Annotated in this window: 12 protein-coding genes and 1 pseudogene; 7 read left to right on the forward strand and 6 right to left on the reverse strand. The window is 68.8% G+C overall.

From position 1 onward, the window contains the following. The first annotated feature begins 37 nt into the window (after nt 1-37). Nucleotides 38-646, forward strand: a complete 609-nt coding sequence (locus tag ABL308_04635) for a hypothetical protein (GenBank protein ID XBQ17167.1) — start codon at nt 38-40, stop codon at nt 644-646. On the opposite strand, the gene ABL308_04640 is transcribed toward ABL308_04635, so the two are convergent. Continuing rightward, nucleotides 647-2,560, reverse strand: a complete 1,914-nt coding sequence (locus tag ABL308_04640) for an N-acyl-D-glutamate deacylase (GenBank protein ID XBQ17168.1) — start codon at nt 2,558-2,560, stop codon at nt 647-649. It abuts the gene before it with no gap. A 54-nt stretch (nt 2,561-2,614) separates the two neighbouring features. Then, a complete protein-coding gene (locus ABL308_04645; protein ID XBQ17169.1) occupies nt 2,615-3,523 on the reverse strand; it encodes an alpha/beta hydrolase in 909 nt (302 codons plus the stop codon). A gap of 216 nt (nt 3,524-3,739) precedes the next feature. Here ABL308_04645 and ABL308_04650 point away from each other — a divergent pair, with 216 nt between their 5' ends. Both ABL308_04650 and ABL308_04655 read left to right on the forward strand, forming a co-directional pair. Beyond that, complete coding sequence (locus ABL308_04650) at nt 3,740-5,233, forward strand: SulP family inorganic anion transporter (protein ID XBQ17170.1); 1,494 nt, start codon at nt 3,740-3,742, stop codon at nt 5,231-5,233. Nucleotides 5,234-5,235: 2 nt separating this feature from the next. Continuing rightward, complete coding sequence (locus ABL308_04655; protein ID XBQ17171.1) at nt 5,236-6,099, forward strand: universal stress protein; 864 nt, start codon at nt 5,236-5,238, stop codon at nt 6,097-6,099. Nucleotides 6,100-6,106: 7 nt separating this feature from the next. Here ABL308_04655 and ABL308_04660 read toward each other — a convergent pair whose 3' ends face one another. After that, complete coding sequence (locus ABL308_04660; protein ID XBQ17172.1) at nt 6,107-6,856, reverse strand: hypothetical protein; 750 nt, start codon at nt 6,854-6,856, stop codon at nt 6,107-6,109. Nucleotides 6,857-7,035: 179 nt separating this feature from the next. Beyond that, a complete protein-coding gene (gene gshB, locus ABL308_04665; protein XBQ17173.1) occupies nt 7,036-7,983 on the reverse strand; it encodes a glutathione synthase in 948 nt (315 codons plus the stop codon). Between the two features lie 151 nt (nt 7,984-8,134). Between gshB and ABL308_04670 the strand changes: the two genes are divergently transcribed. From ABL308_04670 to ABL308_04680, 3 genes are all read left to right on the forward strand, one after another. After that, complete coding sequence (locus ABL308_04670; GenBank protein ID XBQ17174.1) at nt 8,135-9,856, forward strand: cation:proton antiporter family protein; 1,722 nt, start codon at nt 8,135-8,137, stop codon at nt 9,854-9,856. Continuing rightward, nucleotides 9,846-10,793, forward strand: coding sequence for a universal stress protein (locus ABL308_04675; protein ID XBQ17175.1), 948 nt, complete (start codon nt 9,846-9,848; stop codon nt 10,791-10,793). Before ABL308_04670 ends, ABL308_04675 begins: the two co-directional genes overlap by 11 nt. 71 nt (nt 10,794-10,864) lie before the next feature. Continuing rightward, complete coding sequence (locus ABL308_04680; protein XBQ17176.1) at nt 10,865-12,556, forward strand: hypothetical protein; 1,692 nt, start codon at nt 10,865-10,867, stop codon at nt 12,554-12,556. A gap of 11 nt (nt 12,557-12,567) precedes the next feature. Here the strand turns inward: ABL308_04680 and ABL308_04685 are convergent, their stop codons facing one another. Together ABL308_04685 and ABL308_04690 are read right to left on the reverse strand one after the other, a co-directional pair. Beyond that, on the reverse strand, nt 12,568-13,278 hold the full coding sequence (locus tag ABL308_04685; GenBank protein ID XBQ17177.1) for a phosphatase PAP2 family protein: 711 nt from the start codon (nt 13,276-13,278) through the stop codon (nt 12,568-12,570). 460 nt (nt 13,279-13,738) lie between these two features. Continuing rightward, nucleotides 13,739-14,671 (reverse strand): IS110 family transposase, encoded by a 933-nt coding sequence (locus tag ABL308_04690; protein ID XBQ17178.1) that lies wholly within the window; start codon nt 14,669-14,671, stop codon nt 13,739-13,741. A gap of 560 nt (nt 14,672-15,231) precedes the next feature. Here ABL308_04690 and ffh point away from each other — a divergent pair. Next, nucleotides 15,232-16,717: pseudogene (gene ffh, locus ABL308_04695) on the forward strand (signal recognition particle protein). The last annotated feature ends 10 nt before the right edge of the window (nt 16,718-16,727 follow it).

Here is a 16,727-nt window from a genome sequence, read left to right on the forward strand (position 1 = left end):
GGTTAATCTCGGCGCTTCCGGCAAAGGAGGCCCAGCCATGTCCGTCATCGCCGCGCTCGCTTTGATGCAGGCCGTTCCGCTCGACGCGATCGAGACCTATGACCGCAACGACTGGGACCGCACGGTCACGCAATGCGACGTGGTCATCGGCCATCCCGACGATCCCGAAGCGGTCACCGGCGGCGTCGAGCGCGAAGCCGCCGACCTGCCCGCGGCGATCGAAGCCTGCGAAGCGGCGGTCGCAGCCGATCCGGAAAACCCGCGCCTGAACTACCAGCTCGCCCGCGCGTACGGCTATTCGGGCATGCACGCCGAAGCCCAGCCCCACCGCGACGTGGCGCTCACGGCGGGGTACCCGCAGTCGCTCTTCGTGGTGGGCTATATCCGGCTCATCGGCTGGGACGGGCAGGACCCCGACCCGTGCTATGGCGGCGAGCTGATCCGGCTGTCGGCCGAGGCGGGCCGGTTCGCAGGCCTTGTCGGCTTTCCCCATTACGCGCTCTCCGGCGCGTTCGAGGGCTGCGAAACCTATCCGGTGGTCGACGACGCCGAGATGCTGGGCTTTCTTGACGCCGCCGAAGCGCAGACGGGCGATTTTTATCGCACCGCTCTGATCGAGCAGATGCGCGCGCGGATCACCGAGTAGCTATTCCGCCGCCACCGCCTGGGCTTCAGGCTCGCTCTGCGGGGTCCAGCTTCTGTGACGCAGGGCGCGGCCCAGCGTCTTGCGGCCGGCGGCTTCGGTGAAGCGCGCGCCGTCCCAGACCTTCTCGCCGCCCACGAACACTGCGGCGACCACGCCGTCGGACCGGTTGACCAGCTGTTCGTGCTCGTATTCGGCGCGCCAGACGAAGCGCTGTGCGGCTTCGGCGTCGTAGGCCTTGAGCGCTTCAGGATCGATCACGGCGAGATCGGCCCGGTCGCCGACCTCCATCCTGCCCGCGTCCACGCCGATGAAGTCGGCCGGCTCGCTCGTCATGCGGCGCACCTGGCTCGCGACGCGGTCCAGCCCTTCCTCCTGGGCGATCTTCAGACAGCGCAGATTGCCGTCATAGAAGGCCATGTTGGTGATGTGCGCACCGGAATCGTTGAAGCCGGGCAGGATTTTCGGATGGTTCAGCAGGGCGCGCATCTTTTCCGGATCGCGGTTGGCCGACACCGTCCACCAGCGCAGACCCAGATCGTATTCGCGGAACAGCGCCAGCATGAAACCGGCCTCGGTGTCCGCCTCCTCGCCCAGCGCCTCGAAGGCGCGGCGCTCGTCGCTGTCGCGGGCGAGGGCGGGATCGGCGCGCCAGGCTTTGAAGCGCTCGAACACCTGCTCGAAGGTCTCGCCGGTCCAGATGTCCGGCCCGCCGGAATGAAACACCATCTGGGCGAAGTCCCGGTCGAAGGCGAGGCTCTCCATGCGCAGCGCCCGCTTCAGCCGCGCCGGGCCGAACCCGGTCTTGCCGGTCATCCACATCGCCGAGAAGCGCTTCCTGAACTCGCGGTTCTCGATGAGAGCGCGGCGGCCGTCGCGGTCTTCGAGATCGAGCTCGTTGAGTTCGCGCAGGGCCGGGATTTCCTCGGCCAGCGGATTGACCGGCCCGTCCCAGAACACCTTGAAGGGGGCTGCGAGCGCCTGCAGGCGGAATTTTCCGTTCAGAAGCGGCGAGTTGAAGATCGAGGTCAGGGCAAGAGCCAGCCAGCGGATCGTGCGGTTCGCCGCCACGTCGAGCGCAGCGACCGCCGTGATCTTCAGGGGCTTGCCGTAGAGCCGGCCCGAGGTCAGCAGGAAGTTGCGAATCACCGCGGCGGGGCTGTCCTTGGGCGGCGTCGCCTGCCAGATCCGGTCATGCTTTCTGAGGACTCCGGTCAGCCGCTTGAGCTCGCGATACTGGCCGAACTGGGAGGGGATCTTCACCTTCCGATTGGGGTCCTCGGAGAGGAAATGGAAGGGCAGGGCGTCGGTCGAAAATCCCGGATAGCCTTCCTGCACCGCCTGTTCGAGCAGGGCCTCCATCCGGTCGAGATCGTCGCCGGTCGCCTTGCGGCTGACCGAGCCGTTCAGCCCCATCACCTCGCAGCGCAGCATGGAGTGCGGGATCATCGGGATGACGTTGCAGCCCAGCGGCAGCTCGTCGAGATGGGCGTAATATCCCGCAGACGTCGACCAGGTCGCATTGTCGGCCAGCTTTCTGAGCACGGGCTTGGGCATGTTCTCGACCCGGGCGAAGCAGTCGACCAGCGGGTCCTCGCCGTTTCGCCGCTGCGCGCCATAGGCCAGACCCAGCGAGCAATTGCTCATCAGCACGGTGGTCGTACCGTGCCGGACCGCCTCGCTGAGGGCGGGATCGAATTCGACCTCGAGATCGAGATGGGTGTGGATGTCCAGAAGGCCGGGCATGACCCACAGGCCTGAGGCGTCGACGACTTCGGCTGCCTCTTCGGGATCGAGACCCGGTCCGCGTTCGGCGATCCGCCCGCGCGCGATCGCCACGTCCTCGACGCGCGGTTCGCCGCCGGTCCCGTCGATGACGAGGCCGCCTTTCAGGAGCGTGTCCCAGCGCCGGGTCATGCGCGTCTCCTCCCGATGCCCCACGGTTGTCCACCGCATCCGCCCGATCTGTCGTCAGGCTGTCACGATACCCGACCGGAATTCCATGTATGCGTCAAGCACCCGTTGCGGCGCTTCAAGCTGCGGATAGTGGCCGACATCGGCCAGCAGCACGCAATCGGGCTCGGGCACAAGCTCCTGATATCGCGCGACCATATGCGCGCCGGAGACCGGATCAAGCGCGCCGTCGATCACCCGCATCGGCACGGTGTTCGCCATGAGCGCGCCGACCCAGCGCTCCCGGTTCGCCCGCCGCTCGGCGATGTACTTGATCAGCCGGTGACCGATCCGTCTCAGCGAGCCGTTCGTGTTCGCCATCGCCCAGAAAGCGTCGAGTTCCGCGTCCGTGGGCTTTGTGTCCGGCCCGAACACCTCGCTCAGCCCTTTTCCGAACCGGTCCCGCGTCATCATCCGGGCCACGAGCGGTCCGAGCGGGGAGTTCACCAGGTGCTGGGTGACCGTCGGCCGGTGTTGCTCGGGGAAGAGCCCGCCGTTCAGAAAGCACACCGAGCCCAGCCTGAGACCCGGATCGCCGGCCGCCTGCCGATCGATATGCCGGGCGAGCATCTCCTGGGCGACGGTGTCGCCATAGTCGTGCGCGAGCAGGTGGGCCTCTTTTACGCCGTGGGCCTCGAGCAACGCCTCGCAGAGATCGGCCTGGTCGAGGATCGAATAGGGGTAGCCCTCGGGCTTGGCGGAAAACCCGAAACCGATCAGATCGGGCGCGATCACCCGATACCGCGTGCAGAGCGCCTCCCATTGATGCGCCCAGTCCCAGCTCGCGGTGGGAAAGCCGTGGATCAGCATCAGCACCGGCGCGTCCGAACTCCAGTCTCCGCCCGTGCGGTAGAAGATCTCATGGCCGCGCCAGTCGAAGCGCGACCCGCCCGCGCGCCAGTCCTCAAGCGAAATCGGCAGCCCCATGCGTCCTCCCCGGTTCGCCCCTCGGCGAACGATAGGCGGACGCCTGCGCTGCGCAAAGCCCGCCTTCGGGCGCCCCGCTTTGTTGCAGCGCACAAGCAGGTCGCGTATCGAGGCGCCTGAATTTCCGCAAGACCTCCGCCGGCATCCGGCGCTTTCGATCATTCCGCGGCGCATCGGCGAGGGGCCGGCGCGGCGCGGCGGCCCCCAGGTTCGCCCATGGCCTTTTCAGATCTCCGCCGCGCCGCGACCGCGTCGCTGACGGAAACCTGGCTCTTCAACGTGCGCGGCGATCTGCTGGCCGGGCTGGTGGTGGCACTGGCGCTGATCCCCGAGGCGATCGCGTTTTCCATCATCGCCGGGGTCGATCCCAAGGTCGGGCTCTACGCCTCGGTCTCGATCGCGATCCTGATCGCCTTCACCGGCGGCCGGCCCGGCATGATCTCGGCGGCGACGGCGGCGACCGCCGTGCTGATGGTCGATCTCGTCGCCGAGCACGGTCTGCAATACCTTCTCGCGACCACGATCCTTGCGGGCCTGCTTCAGATCGGCGCGGGCGTGCTGCGTCTGGGTTTCCTGATGCGCTTCGTGTCGCGCTCGGTGCTCACAGGCTTCGTGAACGCGCTCGCCATCCTCATCTTCATGGCGCAGATCCCCGAGCTGATCGGGGTGAGCTGGATCACCTATCCGCTCGTCGCGCTGGGCCTTGCGATCATCTATCTCTTCCCGCGCCTGACCACGGCCATCCCCAGCCCGCTGGTCTGCATCGTCGTGCTGAGCGCGATCACGGTGGGCCTGGGGCTCGACGTGCGCACCGTGTCGGACATGGGCGCGCTGCCCGACACGCTGCCGGTCTTCCTGCTGCCCGACGTACCCCTGACGCTTGAGACGCTTCAGATCATCTTCCCCTATGCGGCGGCCGTCGCCGCGGTGGGTCTTCTGGAAAGCCTTCTGACCGCGCAGATCGTCGACGACCTGACCGACACGCCGAGCGCCAAGAACCGCGAATGCGTCGGCCAGGGCATCGCCAACACCGTGACCGGCTTTTTCGGCGGCATGGCGGGCTGCGCGATGATCGGCCAGTCCATGATCAACGTGAAATCGGGCGGGCGCGGGCGGCTGAGCTGCCTTGCGGCGGGCGTCTTCCTTCTGATCCTGATCCTCATCCTGGGCGACGTGGTCGCGCTGATCCCGATGCCGGCGCTGGTGGCGATCATGATCATGGTCTCGATCGGCACGTTCAGCTGGTCGAGCGTGAAGAACCTGCGCACCCATCCGCTGGTCTCCAACCTGGTGATGATCGCCACGGTGGCCGGGGTGATCGTCACCCATAACCTGGCTATCGGCGTTCTGATCGGCGTGATCCTGTCCGGGCTGTTCTTCGCCTGGAAGGTGTCGAACCTCTTCACCGTCACGAGCGCGCTGTCCGCGGACGGGCGGTCGCGCACCTACCGGGTCGAAGGCCAGCTCTTCTTCGCCTCGACCGAGGATTTCCTCAAAAGCTTCGACTTCCGCGAGGCGCTGGACACCGTGACGCTCGACCTGTCCGGCGCCCATGTCTGGGACCTCAGCGCGGTGCAGGCGGTCGAAACGGTGGTGAAGAAATTCCGCCGCGAGGGCGCAGACCCCGTGCTCGTCGGCATGAACAAGGCGAGCGAAACCCTGATGGACCGGCTCGGCGCTTCGGGCGCCGGCGAAGCAAGCGGGCACTAGGCATGGACCGGATCACAGCCTTCATCGATCAATCGAGCTACGCCGCCAGCGTGATCGAGCACGCGGCCTGGGCCAGCGCGGCGACCGGCTACGGCCTCGATCTCGTTCACGCCGTGAACCATCGCCGCGGACCCGCGCCGGTCGATCTCACCGGCGCGATCGGGCTCGGCGCGCGCAGCACGCTGATGGAGTCTCTGACCAAACACGACGAGGCCGCCGCCCGGCTCGCCCGCGAGGCCGGACAGGCCCTGCTGGACGAGGCGGTCGCTCGCGCCCGCGAGAAGGGCGGGGTCGACGTCAAGGCGCGACTGCGCACCGGCGACCTTTTAAGCGCGGTCGAGGACACCGAGCCGGGATCGCGGCTTTTGGTGCTGGGCAAGCGCGGCGAGCACGCGAACTTCGCCGCAGGCCATCTGGGCTCCAATCTCGAACGCGTCGCCCGCGCCGCCAGCCGTCCGATCCTGGTCGCCAACCGCGAATTCGCCCGGCCGCAGCACGCGGTCATCGCCTTTGACGGCGGCGCCAGCGCGGGCAAGGCGGTAAGCCATCTCGCGAAAGGAAAGCTGCTGCGCGGCGCGAAGATCACGCTTCTGAACGCAGGCTCGCGCGAAGACGGGCTGGCTGCTGAAATGGACGCCGCCGCCGCGATCCTCACCGAAGCCGGCCACACGGTCGACACCGCCTTCCGTCCCGGCTCGCCTGAAAGCGTGATCACGGACTTTGTCGGCGAGGTCGGCGCGGACCTTCTGGTCATGGGCGCCTACGGCCATTCGCGCATCCGCACCCTGCTGATCGGCTCGACCACGACCGCGATGATGCGCGCGTGCAGGATCCCGGTGATGCTATTCAGGCCCGAAACGGTCTAATCCCGTCTCAGGTCTTCGAAAGCGCCAGATCGCGCGCCGCCCTCAGCGCGGGATCGGCGGTGTTTTCCAGCACGAACCGGTCGACGCTCATCGACAGGCCCAGCGCCTTAATCGCTGCGGCCTGCGCTTCCCACTGCCCGCCTTTGGGCCAGTTCGCGCCTGTGCTGTCGAACGCGTCGACCAGCAGCTTCATATGCCCGCTGAGGCAAGCATAGCCCTCGAACGGGCGGGTCACCGCTTCGGGCACGTGAACCGGGCTGATCGGTACGCCGTCATAGACCGCACCGCGGTCTTCGGTGGCGTTCATGATGGCGTAGTCCCGATCCGACAGGAGCGTCGCCCAGACCCGCGCCGATCCGCCCTTCAGCGGCGTCAGCGTCGCGGGGATCGAGCCGTAGACCGCGATGCGGTTGGCGTAGGCCACGACGTGATCGGGGATCTCCACCTCGATCACCGGGATCAGCACGTCGTCGAGCTGATCGTGAAACTTGCGCCTGAGCTGGGCCGGCGCGGCGTTCGAGCCCACCGCCGCCACCGCGTGGTAGCGCCCCTGTTCCAGCGCGGCGAGCCGCTCCGCCCCGGCGGCGGCCTTCAGCGTCGCCTCGCCGTCCGGCTTGCCGATCATCCAGTCGCCGAAGGGACCTTCAGTCCGCAAAAGCGGCCAGGTGGCGCCGTCGAGAAACACGAAGGGCGTGCGCGGCCTTGGGAACGGATAGCTCAGCGCCCATTGCAGATGCAGCGTGTCGGTGTCGATCATCCGGACCCTTTCGCGCTTCAGCGTTTCCACCCCACCCCGGCCCTCCCCTCGAGGGGAGGGAGGGGCGCTGGCGCTTCGGCCGCCCGAGATGCGACCGAACACCGCCCGACCGGTCAGCGATACGTGCGGCGATCCCGCATCCCTCCCTCCCCCTCGGGGGAGGGCCGGGGTGGGGGGGCTCACCGCCCCGCCCTCGCCTCCACCCAGTCGGCCAGAAGCGCGCTGACATCGACCCCGGAGAAGCGGCGCAATTCCTGTATGCCCGTCGGAGACGTGACGTTGATCTCGGTGAGATAATTCCCGATCACGTCGATGCCCACGAAGACCAGGCCCCGGCGCTTGAGCTCGGGCCCGATCGCCGCGCAGATCTCCCGGTCCCGGTCGGTGAGGTCGGACTTCGCCGCCACCCCGCCGACATGCATGTTCGCGCGCACCTCGCCCTCGGCGGGGATGCGGTTGATGGCGCCCACCGGCTCGCCGTCCACCAGGATCACCCGCTTGTCGCCGTTGCGCACGTCGGGGACGAAAGCCTGGGCCATCAGCGGGTCGCGGCTGACCTGCTGGAACAGTTCGACCAGGCTTGCGAGATTCTCCGCCGTCTCGCGAATGCGGAACACGCCAGCGCCGCCGTTTCCGAACAGCGGCTTGACCACGATGTCGCGCTCGTGCCTTTCGAAGAAGGCGCGGATCTCCTTTTCCGAAGACGTGATCAGCGTGGGCGGCATAAGCCCTTCGAAATGGGTGACGAACAGCTTTTCCGGCGCGTCGCGCACATGGCGCGGATCGTTCACCACCAGCACCTCGGGCTGCAGATGCTCAAGAAGATGCGTCGAGGTGATGTAGCTCATGTCGAAGGGCGGGTCCTGCCGCAGGAAGACCACGTCCACCCCGTGCAGATCGAGCGTCTCGCGCTCGGACAGGCTCGCGTGCTGGCCCTGCACGCGCTGCATCGCGGTGATGCGCTGGGCCTTCGCCCGGACGCGCCCGTCCTCGAAGCTCAGATCCTTGGGTTCGTAGACCCAGATCTCATGGCCGCGCGAAAAGCACTCCAGCGCGATGTCGAAGGTGGAGTCCGCGTTGACGTTCACCGACCCGATCGGGTCCATCTGAAAGGCGATCTGCAGCATGAAGCGCTCCGCTTGCCGGCCGGGCCGCTAGAGGTAGGCGATCGCCGGCGGCAGGGGAAGCCGCCGTTCGATCCGGTTCCAGATGACATCGCGCGCGAAAGCCGCCACTGTCGGGCGTGGTGCGAATGCGAGTGAGAACGGCCCGCCGGACATGACCGAAGCGATCTACGGCTACGTGTTTTACGAGATCGCGGCCCTGCTCGTGCTCGCCGCCGCAGTGGGATTTCTCGGCCTTCTGCTGCGCCAGCCCCTGATCGTCAGCTTCATCGCCGTGGGCGTGATCGCCGGACCGTCGGTGCTGGACATCGCGCGCTCCGACGAACCGATCGACCTGCTCGCCGAGCTCGGCATCGCGGTGCTGCTGTTTCTCGTCGGGCTGAAGCTCGATCTGGGCCTCGTGCGCACGCTGGGCCCGGTCGCCCTGATAACCGGGCTGGGCCAGGTCGCCTTCACCACGGTGTTCGGCTTCGGACTGGGCCTGGCGCTGGGTCTCGATACGCTCACCGCAGTCTATGTCGCGGTGGCGCTGACGTTTTCCTCCACGATCATCATCGTCAAGCTGCTCTCGGACAAGCGCGAGATCGACTCCCTTCACGGACGCATCGCGCTGGGCTTCCTGATCGTGCAGGACCTCGTGGTGGTGATCGCGATGATCGTTCTGTCGGCGATCAACGCCGGCGGCGGCGGGGAGGGCGCGCTCGGCGACGTGGCGGGCGTGCTGGGCTACGGGCTGGCCATGCTGGCCGGCGTGGCGGTGTTCGCCCGCTACGCCGCTACGCCGCTGGTCGAGCGCCTGTCGCAAGCGCCCGAGCTGCTCGTCTCCTTCGCCATCGGCTGGGCGGCGCTGCTCGCCGCGCTGGGGCATTATCTGGGCTTCGGCAAGGAGCTCGGCGGCCTGCTGGCGGGGGTGTCGCTCGCCTCCACCCCGTTCCGCGAGGCGATCGCCGCCCGGCTCGCTTCGCTGCGCGATTTCCTGCTGCTGTTCTTCTTCATCGCGCTGGGCGCCTCGCTCGATCTGTCCGTGCTCGGCGCCAATCTCGGTCCTGCGATCGTGCTTTCACTTTTCGTGCTGATCGGCAATCCGCTGATCGTGCTCGCGATCATGGGGACGATGGGCTACCGCAAGCGCACGGGGTTTCTGGCCGGGCTGACCGTGGCGCAGATCAGCGAGTTCTCGCTGATCTTCATGACCATGGGGGTGACGATCGGCCATGTCGGCCCCGACGCTCTGGGACTGGTCACCCTGGTCGGTCTCGTGACCATCGCCGCCTCCACCTACATGATCACCTACTCGCACGCCCTTTACGCGCGGCTCGAACCGCTCCTGGGCGTCTTCGAGCGGCGCAGCGCCGGCCGCGTGGAGGACGCAGGATCCGCCGAGGCGCGCCCGCACGACGTGATCGTGTTCGGGCTGGGCCGATACGGTCTGGGCATCGCCGCGCGTCTCGAAGCCGCCGGGCTGAAAGTGCTCGGCGTGGATTTCAGCCCTGTCGCGGTGCGCCGGGCGCGGGCCCAGGGCCGTGACGTGGTGTTCGGCGACGCCACCGACCCTGAATTCGTCTCCCATCTGCCGCTGCGCGCGGCGAGCTGGCTGGTGATGGCGGTGCCTGAACACGACACCGGCCTCACCCATTCCGATCCGCGCCGCGCGCTACTGCGCGCCGCCCGCGATCTCGGCTTCGCCGGAAAGGTCGCGGTCGCCACCCACCGGCCCGAAATCGCGGACGGGCTGCAAGCCGACGGCGCAGATCTCGTGCTCATGCCCTATCGCGATGCGGCGCTGGCCGCAGCCACGCTGATCCTGGGCCGGGAGACCACACCGGAGGCGCCGCCGGAGACCGGCCGGCGCGAGGAGAACGCGCTTGAATACTGATCCGTCAGCCCGTCTGCTCGCCGTGATCGACGCCGGCTCGGCCGCTTCCGTGATCGAGGCCGCCGCCGCGCAGGCCGGCCGCCGGAGCCTCGACCTCGATCTTCTCGCCTGCGTCACCCCGCCGCCCGATCTTCACGCCGCCGCGGAAATCGCAGGCGCCGGTCCCGAGGCGCTGATCGAGGCCCTGCTGGACAATCGCCGCCGCGAGATCGAAGCGGTCCTGCCCGCCGGACTGAAAGACCGGCTGACCGTGCGTTGCGGCAAGACCTTCATCGAGATCATCCGCGAAGCCGCCGCCAGGCCGACCGCCATGGTGGTCAAGGCGGCCGAGCCGCTGGGCGGACCGCTGAGCCGGCTGTTCGCCAGCACCGACCAGCATCTTCTGCGCAAATGCCCCTGCCCGGTCTGGCTGCGCGCGCCGGAGGCGGGACCGGAGGTGACCCGCGTCCTGGCTGCGGTCGACGTCGATCCGGAAGCCGACGAACCCGAGACGCTCGCCGATCTGAACGCCCGCGTGCTCGACACCGCGATCGCCATGGCCGAACCGGACGGGGTGGTGCACGTCGCGCACGCCTGGCAGGCCGATGCGGAGGGCCTGTACTGGGCGTTCGGATCCTCCGGGGAAGACGCCGGCCAGCGCTACGCCGCTGCGGTGAAAGCCGGGCGCAAGCGCGGTCTCGACGCCTTGCTCGCCCCCTACAGGGAAGCGGCCGGCGGACCGGACCTTTCCGCCCATCTGCTGCGCGGTGCGCCGCACGCCGTCATTCCCGACCTCGCCCGCCGCGTGCGCGCCGATCTGCTCGTGATGGGCACCGTCGCGCGTACGGGTCTGCGCGGCGTGATCATCGGCAACACCGCCGAGAACATCCTCAATGCGGCGGCCGGGTCGGTCGTCGCGGTCAAGCCGTCGGGCTTCGTCACGCCGATCGTAGTGTGAGCCGCGCCGCCCTTGCTTGCCCCTGACGTGCAGTCTGGGCCATACTTCGCCTCATGCGGGTGTGGCTGGGCATGATTTCTCTCCTGATCGCCGCTGCGTGCGGGGCGCCGGAAGCCGGTCCCGGCGCGGCGCTGGTCGCCGACGCGCAGGCGCGGGCGAGCGCCGAGCCCGGCCGGGAGGCGCGCTGCGCGCTTGTCTCGGACGCCTCGGTCGTCGCGTTCGAGGCGCGCCTGACCGACGCGCAGGCCCGGCTGAATACGCTCCACGCCGAGCTGGGATGCGGATCGGCGAGGCTGGAAGACGATCTTCTGGACGCCGGCCTCGACGCGCTCGGCGGCGTCGAGCGCGTCGCCATGGGCGCAGACCGGGCGCTCTGGCGGGTCTACGCCATGTTCGACGCCACCGAGCGGCGCGGCCTCGATCATTTCGAGGCGCTGCCCGGCCGGTGCCGGACCGTCGGCACGTTCGGCGCGCCGATCCCCGAACTCGCCGAAGCCTTCCTCGCCGATCCCGAGCGGCGTCCGGCGGCGGCCCGGCGCGAGGCGCGCGAAGCCTATGCGGTCTGCGCCGAGCGCTTCGCCGCGGCTGCGGCGGACCACGCCGCCCATGGCGAGGACGGCTGGGCGTCGTGGTGGCTGGGAAGCGGCGCGGGCATACCCTTCGGCGGCGGCGCGGAGCTGTTGCTCGCGGCCGCCGACGAAGCCGCCGCCGGGGAGCGCTGGCGCGACTGGGCCTGGTACGCCCCCTACGCCGCCGAGGCCCTGTTTGAACGGGCCGAACAGGCCGATTTCGACGCCGTCGCGACGCTCATGGCGCGGCCCGACCTCGCCGCCCAGCTGTACGAGTTCCATGAACACCGCCTCGCGGCGCTCAGAAGCCTGAGCTGGGCGGCCGGACTCGAGGTGCGCCACGGCCCGCTCGCCCCGCCGGACGAGCACTTCGGGGATCTTCGGCTGCGGAGCTATCTCGAAACCTGGATCTCCCAGGGGCTGCTCGATCAGGCCCCGGCCCGCCTGCAGGCGCTTTGCGGGCTGTGCGGCCGGGACGGATCGCTGGTGTACGCGTTTCCGTCAGACCTGCGCGGCCAGCCCGGCCGGCTCGACTGCGCGCTCGAACTGACCCGTCTGAGGACCGCCGCCGCCCCGCCCGGCGAGGAACGCGACCGCCTGATCACCGACATGCTGACCTATCAGCTGATGATCGGCAGGCGCGACGGCGCGCCCCCGCCGGATATTTTGGACACCGCAGCGCAGGCCACGCACGCCATGCTGGAGACGGCGCTCCTGCTGTCGGGCGACGAGCCGGCCGCGGCCGAGCTCGACGTCTATGGCTGCACCCGGCCCGGTCCGGCGCTCGCCGCCGTCTGGGCGGCGACCGCGCCCGACGCGGAACGGCTTGCGTGCGACCGGCTCGCCGCGCTCGCGCCCGACCCTGACGATCCTCGGGCTCTGGCCGCTGCGGTTCCGTTCACCGGCTGTGCGGCCCGGGCCTGGGCGGACGCCGGAAGCCGCCCGCCGCGTGCGCTCGGCTACGCTGTGCACGCCGGCTCGGACAAGGCCTATCGGTGCCTGGCCCGGTTCGCCGCGCTGCGCGCCAAGGACGGCCGCTGGAACAGCGACGACGTCCTCGCCGGCGTGCTGCACGGGGTGAACACCGGGCGCCTGCCGCCCCAGGCGTGGGAGGCGGCGGCGGGTCCGGACGTCGACCCCGCCGATCTGGAATGGAGCCTGGAGGGCTATCGCCGGATCGAAGCCGACCTCTGAGCCGCGCCGCCTCACTCTCCCGACCGGTCGCGGTTTCGGGTGAAATAGCGTGCGATCAGCCACCAGATCAGCGCCCAGGCCGCGCCGAACCCCCAGCCGGCGAGCACGTCACTGGGCCAGTGAACGCCCAGATAGACCCGGCTGGCGCCCACCATCACCGCGATCAGAAGCGCCGCGCCGACGATGAACACGCGGGTCCGCCGCCGTTTCTGCGCGCTCGCCAGCAACAGCCCCAGCGTCAGATAGGTCAGCGCCGCCGCGGTGGCGTGACCGCTGGGGAAGCTCGAACTGGTCGCATGGGTCAGGTGGTCGACCAGATCGGGCCGCGCCCGGTCGAAGAAAGTCTTGAACACCGACACCAGCGACGTGCCCGACACCACAGAGGCGACGATCAGCGCCGCCTTGCCCGGCATCTTCTGAAGCCAGAGATAGATCACGCTGAGCACGACCAGCAGGGTCAGCACCGCGTATCCGCCCAGCGCTGTGATGTCGGCGACCGCGTATTCGACCCAGAACGGCCCCACCGGGTCCTCCGGCGCGGCCCTGAGCGCCAGAAGGATCATCGTGTCGATCTGATGGCTCTCGCCCTCGACCACCGCATCGGCGATCTCGGCGAACAGCCAGACCGCCAGCCCGATCAGGGCGAAGGCCGCCACGGTCTTGATCTCGATCGACTGAACGCCGAAGCGCCCGCCCAGGCGCTGCACCCAGCTCTGGTCCATGAAACGTCCTTCCCGTCGCGACGGCGTAAAACCGTCCGTAACAGGAACAAACGCAAGGCGGAGCGCAGGGTTGCGGCGGGGCGCCCCCAGCGCCGAAACCCTCGCCGCAGAGTTTGCGCGAGGGGATGAAGATGGCGAGGCGGCGCGGAAGGCTCCGGACCGGGTCTCTAGTGTGTTTTGGAGGCCAGAAGCCCCCCGCGCCGTTGAGACGATTTTCGAAACCGCGAGGGATGTGCCGGGTCAGCCGGTTTCAACGCGTGTTTCGCCGCTTCGCTAGCCGGTGCGTTAGTCCGGCCCCGCTCGGGACGCCCCGTCACTCCCGCCCGCCTGGTCGCTCCGGAACGGCCTCGCCTGCGAAAGGACGGGGCTATTATGCGCGAGGGGAGACGGGGGCGGATAACTTCGCCCTGAATTCCCGGCCGAACCCCCGGACTTGATCCGGGGGAAGAGCCGGCAACTGTTATGCGGTGCTGTAGGCGGTTTGATCTCTAAGCATGGCGTTCAGGCGGGTGAGGAGTTTTCTGGCGACGGCGATGAGGGCGAGTTTTCTGGGCTTTCCCTGCGCCTGGATGCGGTCAGCGAAGGCTTTCAGGTCCGGGCATAGCCTTGCGGCGATCATGGCGGCGATGAACAGGGCGGATCGCACGCGCCGCCGCCCGCCGGAGATGCAGCGCTTTCCCTTGAGCTGACCTGAGTCGTGGTTGAACGGGGCCAGCCCGGCGAGCGCGGCGAGACGCTTGGGGGTGCTGGCGCCCAGTTCGGGCATCAGCGCGAGCAACACCTGCGCAGTGACCGGCCCAACGCCCGGCGCGGTAGCGAGCAGGCGGGCCTGGTCGTTGAGTTCGGTGGCCGCGATCAGGACGGCGATCTCGCGCTCGATGGCCGAGATCGCGCCGTCCAGCCATGCGATGTGCGCCTTCAAGCTGTCGATCAGGATCGGCTCGCCGGTCGCCTTCAGCCGGATGATCTCGTCCTTGCGGGCGGCGACCAGCTGGTCGCGCCTGAGCCCGAGCCGGCCCAGCCGTTCACGGTGCGGGCACGGCGCGGGGTCAGGCGCAGGCCTGAGCCGGGCGCCCAGATCTGCGAGCACGACCGCGTCCAGCGCGTCGGTCTTCGCCTTGCGGCCGGTGGCTTGGGCGAAGCGCCGGGCGGTGGTGGGGTTGATGCGCGCGTTCTGAACACCGGCCGCATGCAGCGCGGCGCGCAGAGCCTGGTCATACACACCCGTCGCCTCGAAGACGACGAAGCCGCCGGTGGCGGCGATCGAGGCGGCCAGCCGGGCCGCGTCGGCGGAGGTGTTGGGGATGCGGCACGCCCGGCCCTGGGCGGGGTCGAAAACGTCCAGCCAGAGCTTGGACACGTCGCATCCGACGTAGCGATCAGGTAAAGTCATCGTGCCTGTCCCTGTGGTGCGAGGTCTGTTGCAACCAGCCTCGTGCAACTGTTCAGGTTGTTGATGTGCAAGCGGGACGGGGCCTGAGCCGGCTCTCGGGCTCGACCGCCCGGGGACCTATCGGCCTCCGTCCCGCAATCATCATGGCACACGACCGATACACAGGGACCTCGTGCAGGATAGGGCGCGCTCACACACACGCCACGCTTCGCTCCCATCGTCATTCCCGCGAAAGCGGGAACCCACCGAACGTAGAGCAGCGGCGAAGCCGGACTGGGTCCCCGCTTTCGCGGGGATGACGAATTGGAGACGCCCTCTCGCCCCCTCCCTTGACTCCCCGCCTCCCCCCGCGTATTGCCACGCCCTCTTGTGCAAGCGTCCATCCGCTTGCCTTTCCGGCACACGGCGCCCTTCGACGAGGGGATCAGCGCCCGGAGGCCGGCGAGGTCCTTCGCTCGACGAGTGTTCGTTCAGCGGGGCTGGATCGGCGTGCCTGCACGTTCACGGGTTCCGTGCCTTGAGCGCGGAGGCCGACCGGGAAGCGGAATGAAGCAGGGCTCATGTTCGACGCGTTAAGCGAACGACTGACAGGCGTATTCGACTCTCTCACCGGGCGCGGCGCGCTCAGCGAGAAGGATGTCGACGCTGGAGGCCGACGTCGCGCTTCCCGCGGTGAAGGATTTCGTTGCAAAAGTGCGCGAGAAGGCGGTCGGCGAAGAGGTCGTCCGCTCGGTCAAACCCGGCCAGCAGGTCGTCAAGATCGTCCATGACGCGCTGGTGGACCTTTTGGGCGGCGAGGGCGAGCCCGAAGGCCTGTCGCTGACCGGCGAGCCGCCGGTGGCGATCCTGATGGCCGGCCTTCAGGGCTCGGGCAAGACCACCACCACCGCCAAGCTCGCCAAGCGCATTTCGGAGCGCGAGAAGAAAAAGGTGCTGGTCGCCTCGCTCGACACGCGCCGCCCCGCCGCGATGGAGCAGCTCGCCCAGATGGCCGAGAAGGCGGGCGTTCAGTCCCTGCCGATCGTCAAGGGCCAGTCCGCGGTCGAGATCGCCAAGCGCGCGATGAGCGCGGCCCGGCTTCAGGGCTATGACGTGGTGATCCTGGACACCGCGGGCCGCACCTCCATCGACGAGGAGATGATGGGCGAGGCGGCGAAGATCGCCGAGGTCGCCCGCCCGCGCGAGACGCTGCTGGTCGCCGACGCGCTGACCGGTCAGGACGCGGTGGAGACCGCGCGCCGCTTCGACGAGCGGCTGAAGCTGACCGGCCTCATTCTCACCCGGATGGACGGCGACAGCCGGGGCGGCGCGGCGCTGTCCATGCGCTGGGTCACCGGCCTGCCGATCAAGTTCCTGGGCGTGTCGGAAAAGGTCGACGGGCTGGACGCCTTCGACGCCAAGCGCCTGGCCGGCCGCATCCTGGGGCGCGGCGACATCGTCAGCCTCGTGGAAAAGGCCGCCGCCGAAGTCGATCAAGACAAGGCCGAACGCCTCGCCAAAAAGATGGCGAAGGGCAAGTTCGACCTTGAGGATCTGCGCGACCAGCTGGGCCAGCTTCAGAAAATGGGGGGCCTGGGCGGCATCATGGGCTTCCTGCCCGGCATGAACAAAGCGGCCAAGCAGCAGATGGCCGCCGCGGGCATGGACGACAAGATGCTCAAGCGCCAAGAGGCGATCATCCTGTCGATGACGCCCGAAGAGCGCGCCAAACCCGACCTTCTGAAAGCGTCCCGCAAGCGCCGCATCGCGGCCGGCGCCGGCGTGGACGTGCCCGACGTGAACCGCTTGCTGAAAATGCACCGCCAGATGGCGGACATGATGAAGAAGATGGGCAAGAAGGGCGGTAAAGGCGGCTTCCCCGGCGTGCCCGGCATGGGCGGCGGCGGAATGCCGCCGGGCATGGGCGGCATGCCCCCCGGCTTCGATCAGGCCGCCGGCGATCTTCTCAAAGGAAACGCGCCCAAGGGCGCTTCGCTTCCGGGCCTCGGCGGCCCGGGCGCGCCCGGCGGCCTGCCCGGCCTTCCGGGAGGCAAACCCAAGAAATGACACCCACAGT

The organism is Oceanicaulis sp., from assembly GCA_040112665.1.
Taxonomy (GTDB): Bacteria; Pseudomonadota; Alphaproteobacteria; order Caulobacterales; family Maricaulaceae; genus Oceanicaulis.

Coding starts and splice junctions, on each gene's coding strand:
- ABL308_04635 (XBQ17167.1), top strand. CDS start 38: ATGTCCGTCATCGCCGCGCTCGCTTTGATGCAGGCCGTTCCGCTCGAC.
- ABL308_04640 (XBQ17168.1), bottom strand. CDS start 2,560: ATGACCCGGCGCTGGGACACGCTCCTGAAAGGCGGCCTCGTCATCGAC.
- ABL308_04645 (XBQ17169.1), bottom strand. CDS start 3,523: ATGGGGCTGCCGATTTCGCTTGAGGACTGGCGCGCGGGCGGGTCGCGC.
- ABL308_04650 (XBQ17170.1), top strand. CDS start 3,740: ATGGCCTTTTCAGATCTCCGCCGCGCCGCGACCGCGTCGCTGACGGAA.
- ABL308_04655 (XBQ17171.1), top strand. CDS start 5,236: ATGGACCGGATCACAGCCTTCATCGATCAATCGAGCTACGCCGCCAGC.
- ABL308_04660 (XBQ17172.1), bottom strand. CDS start 6,856: ATGATCGACACCGACACGCTGCATCTGCAATGGGCGCTGAGCTATCCG.
- gshB (XBQ17173.1), bottom strand. CDS start 7,983: ATGCTGCAGATCGCCTTTCAGATGGACCCGATCGGGTCGGTGAACGTC.
- ABL308_04670 (XBQ17174.1), top strand. CDS start 8,135: ATGACCGAAGCGATCTACGGCTACGTGTTTTACGAGATCGCGGCCCTG.
- ABL308_04680 (XBQ17176.1), top strand. CDS start 10,865: ATGATTTCTCTCCTGATCGCCGCTGCGTGCGGGGCGCCGGAAGCCGGT.
- ABL308_04685 (XBQ17177.1), bottom strand. CDS start 13,278: ATGGACCAGAGCTGGGTGCAGCGCCTGGGCGGGCGCTTCGGCGTTCAG.
- ABL308_04690 (XBQ17178.1), bottom strand. CDS start 14,671: ATGACTTTACCTGATCGCTACGTCGGATGCGACGTGTCCAAGCTCTGG.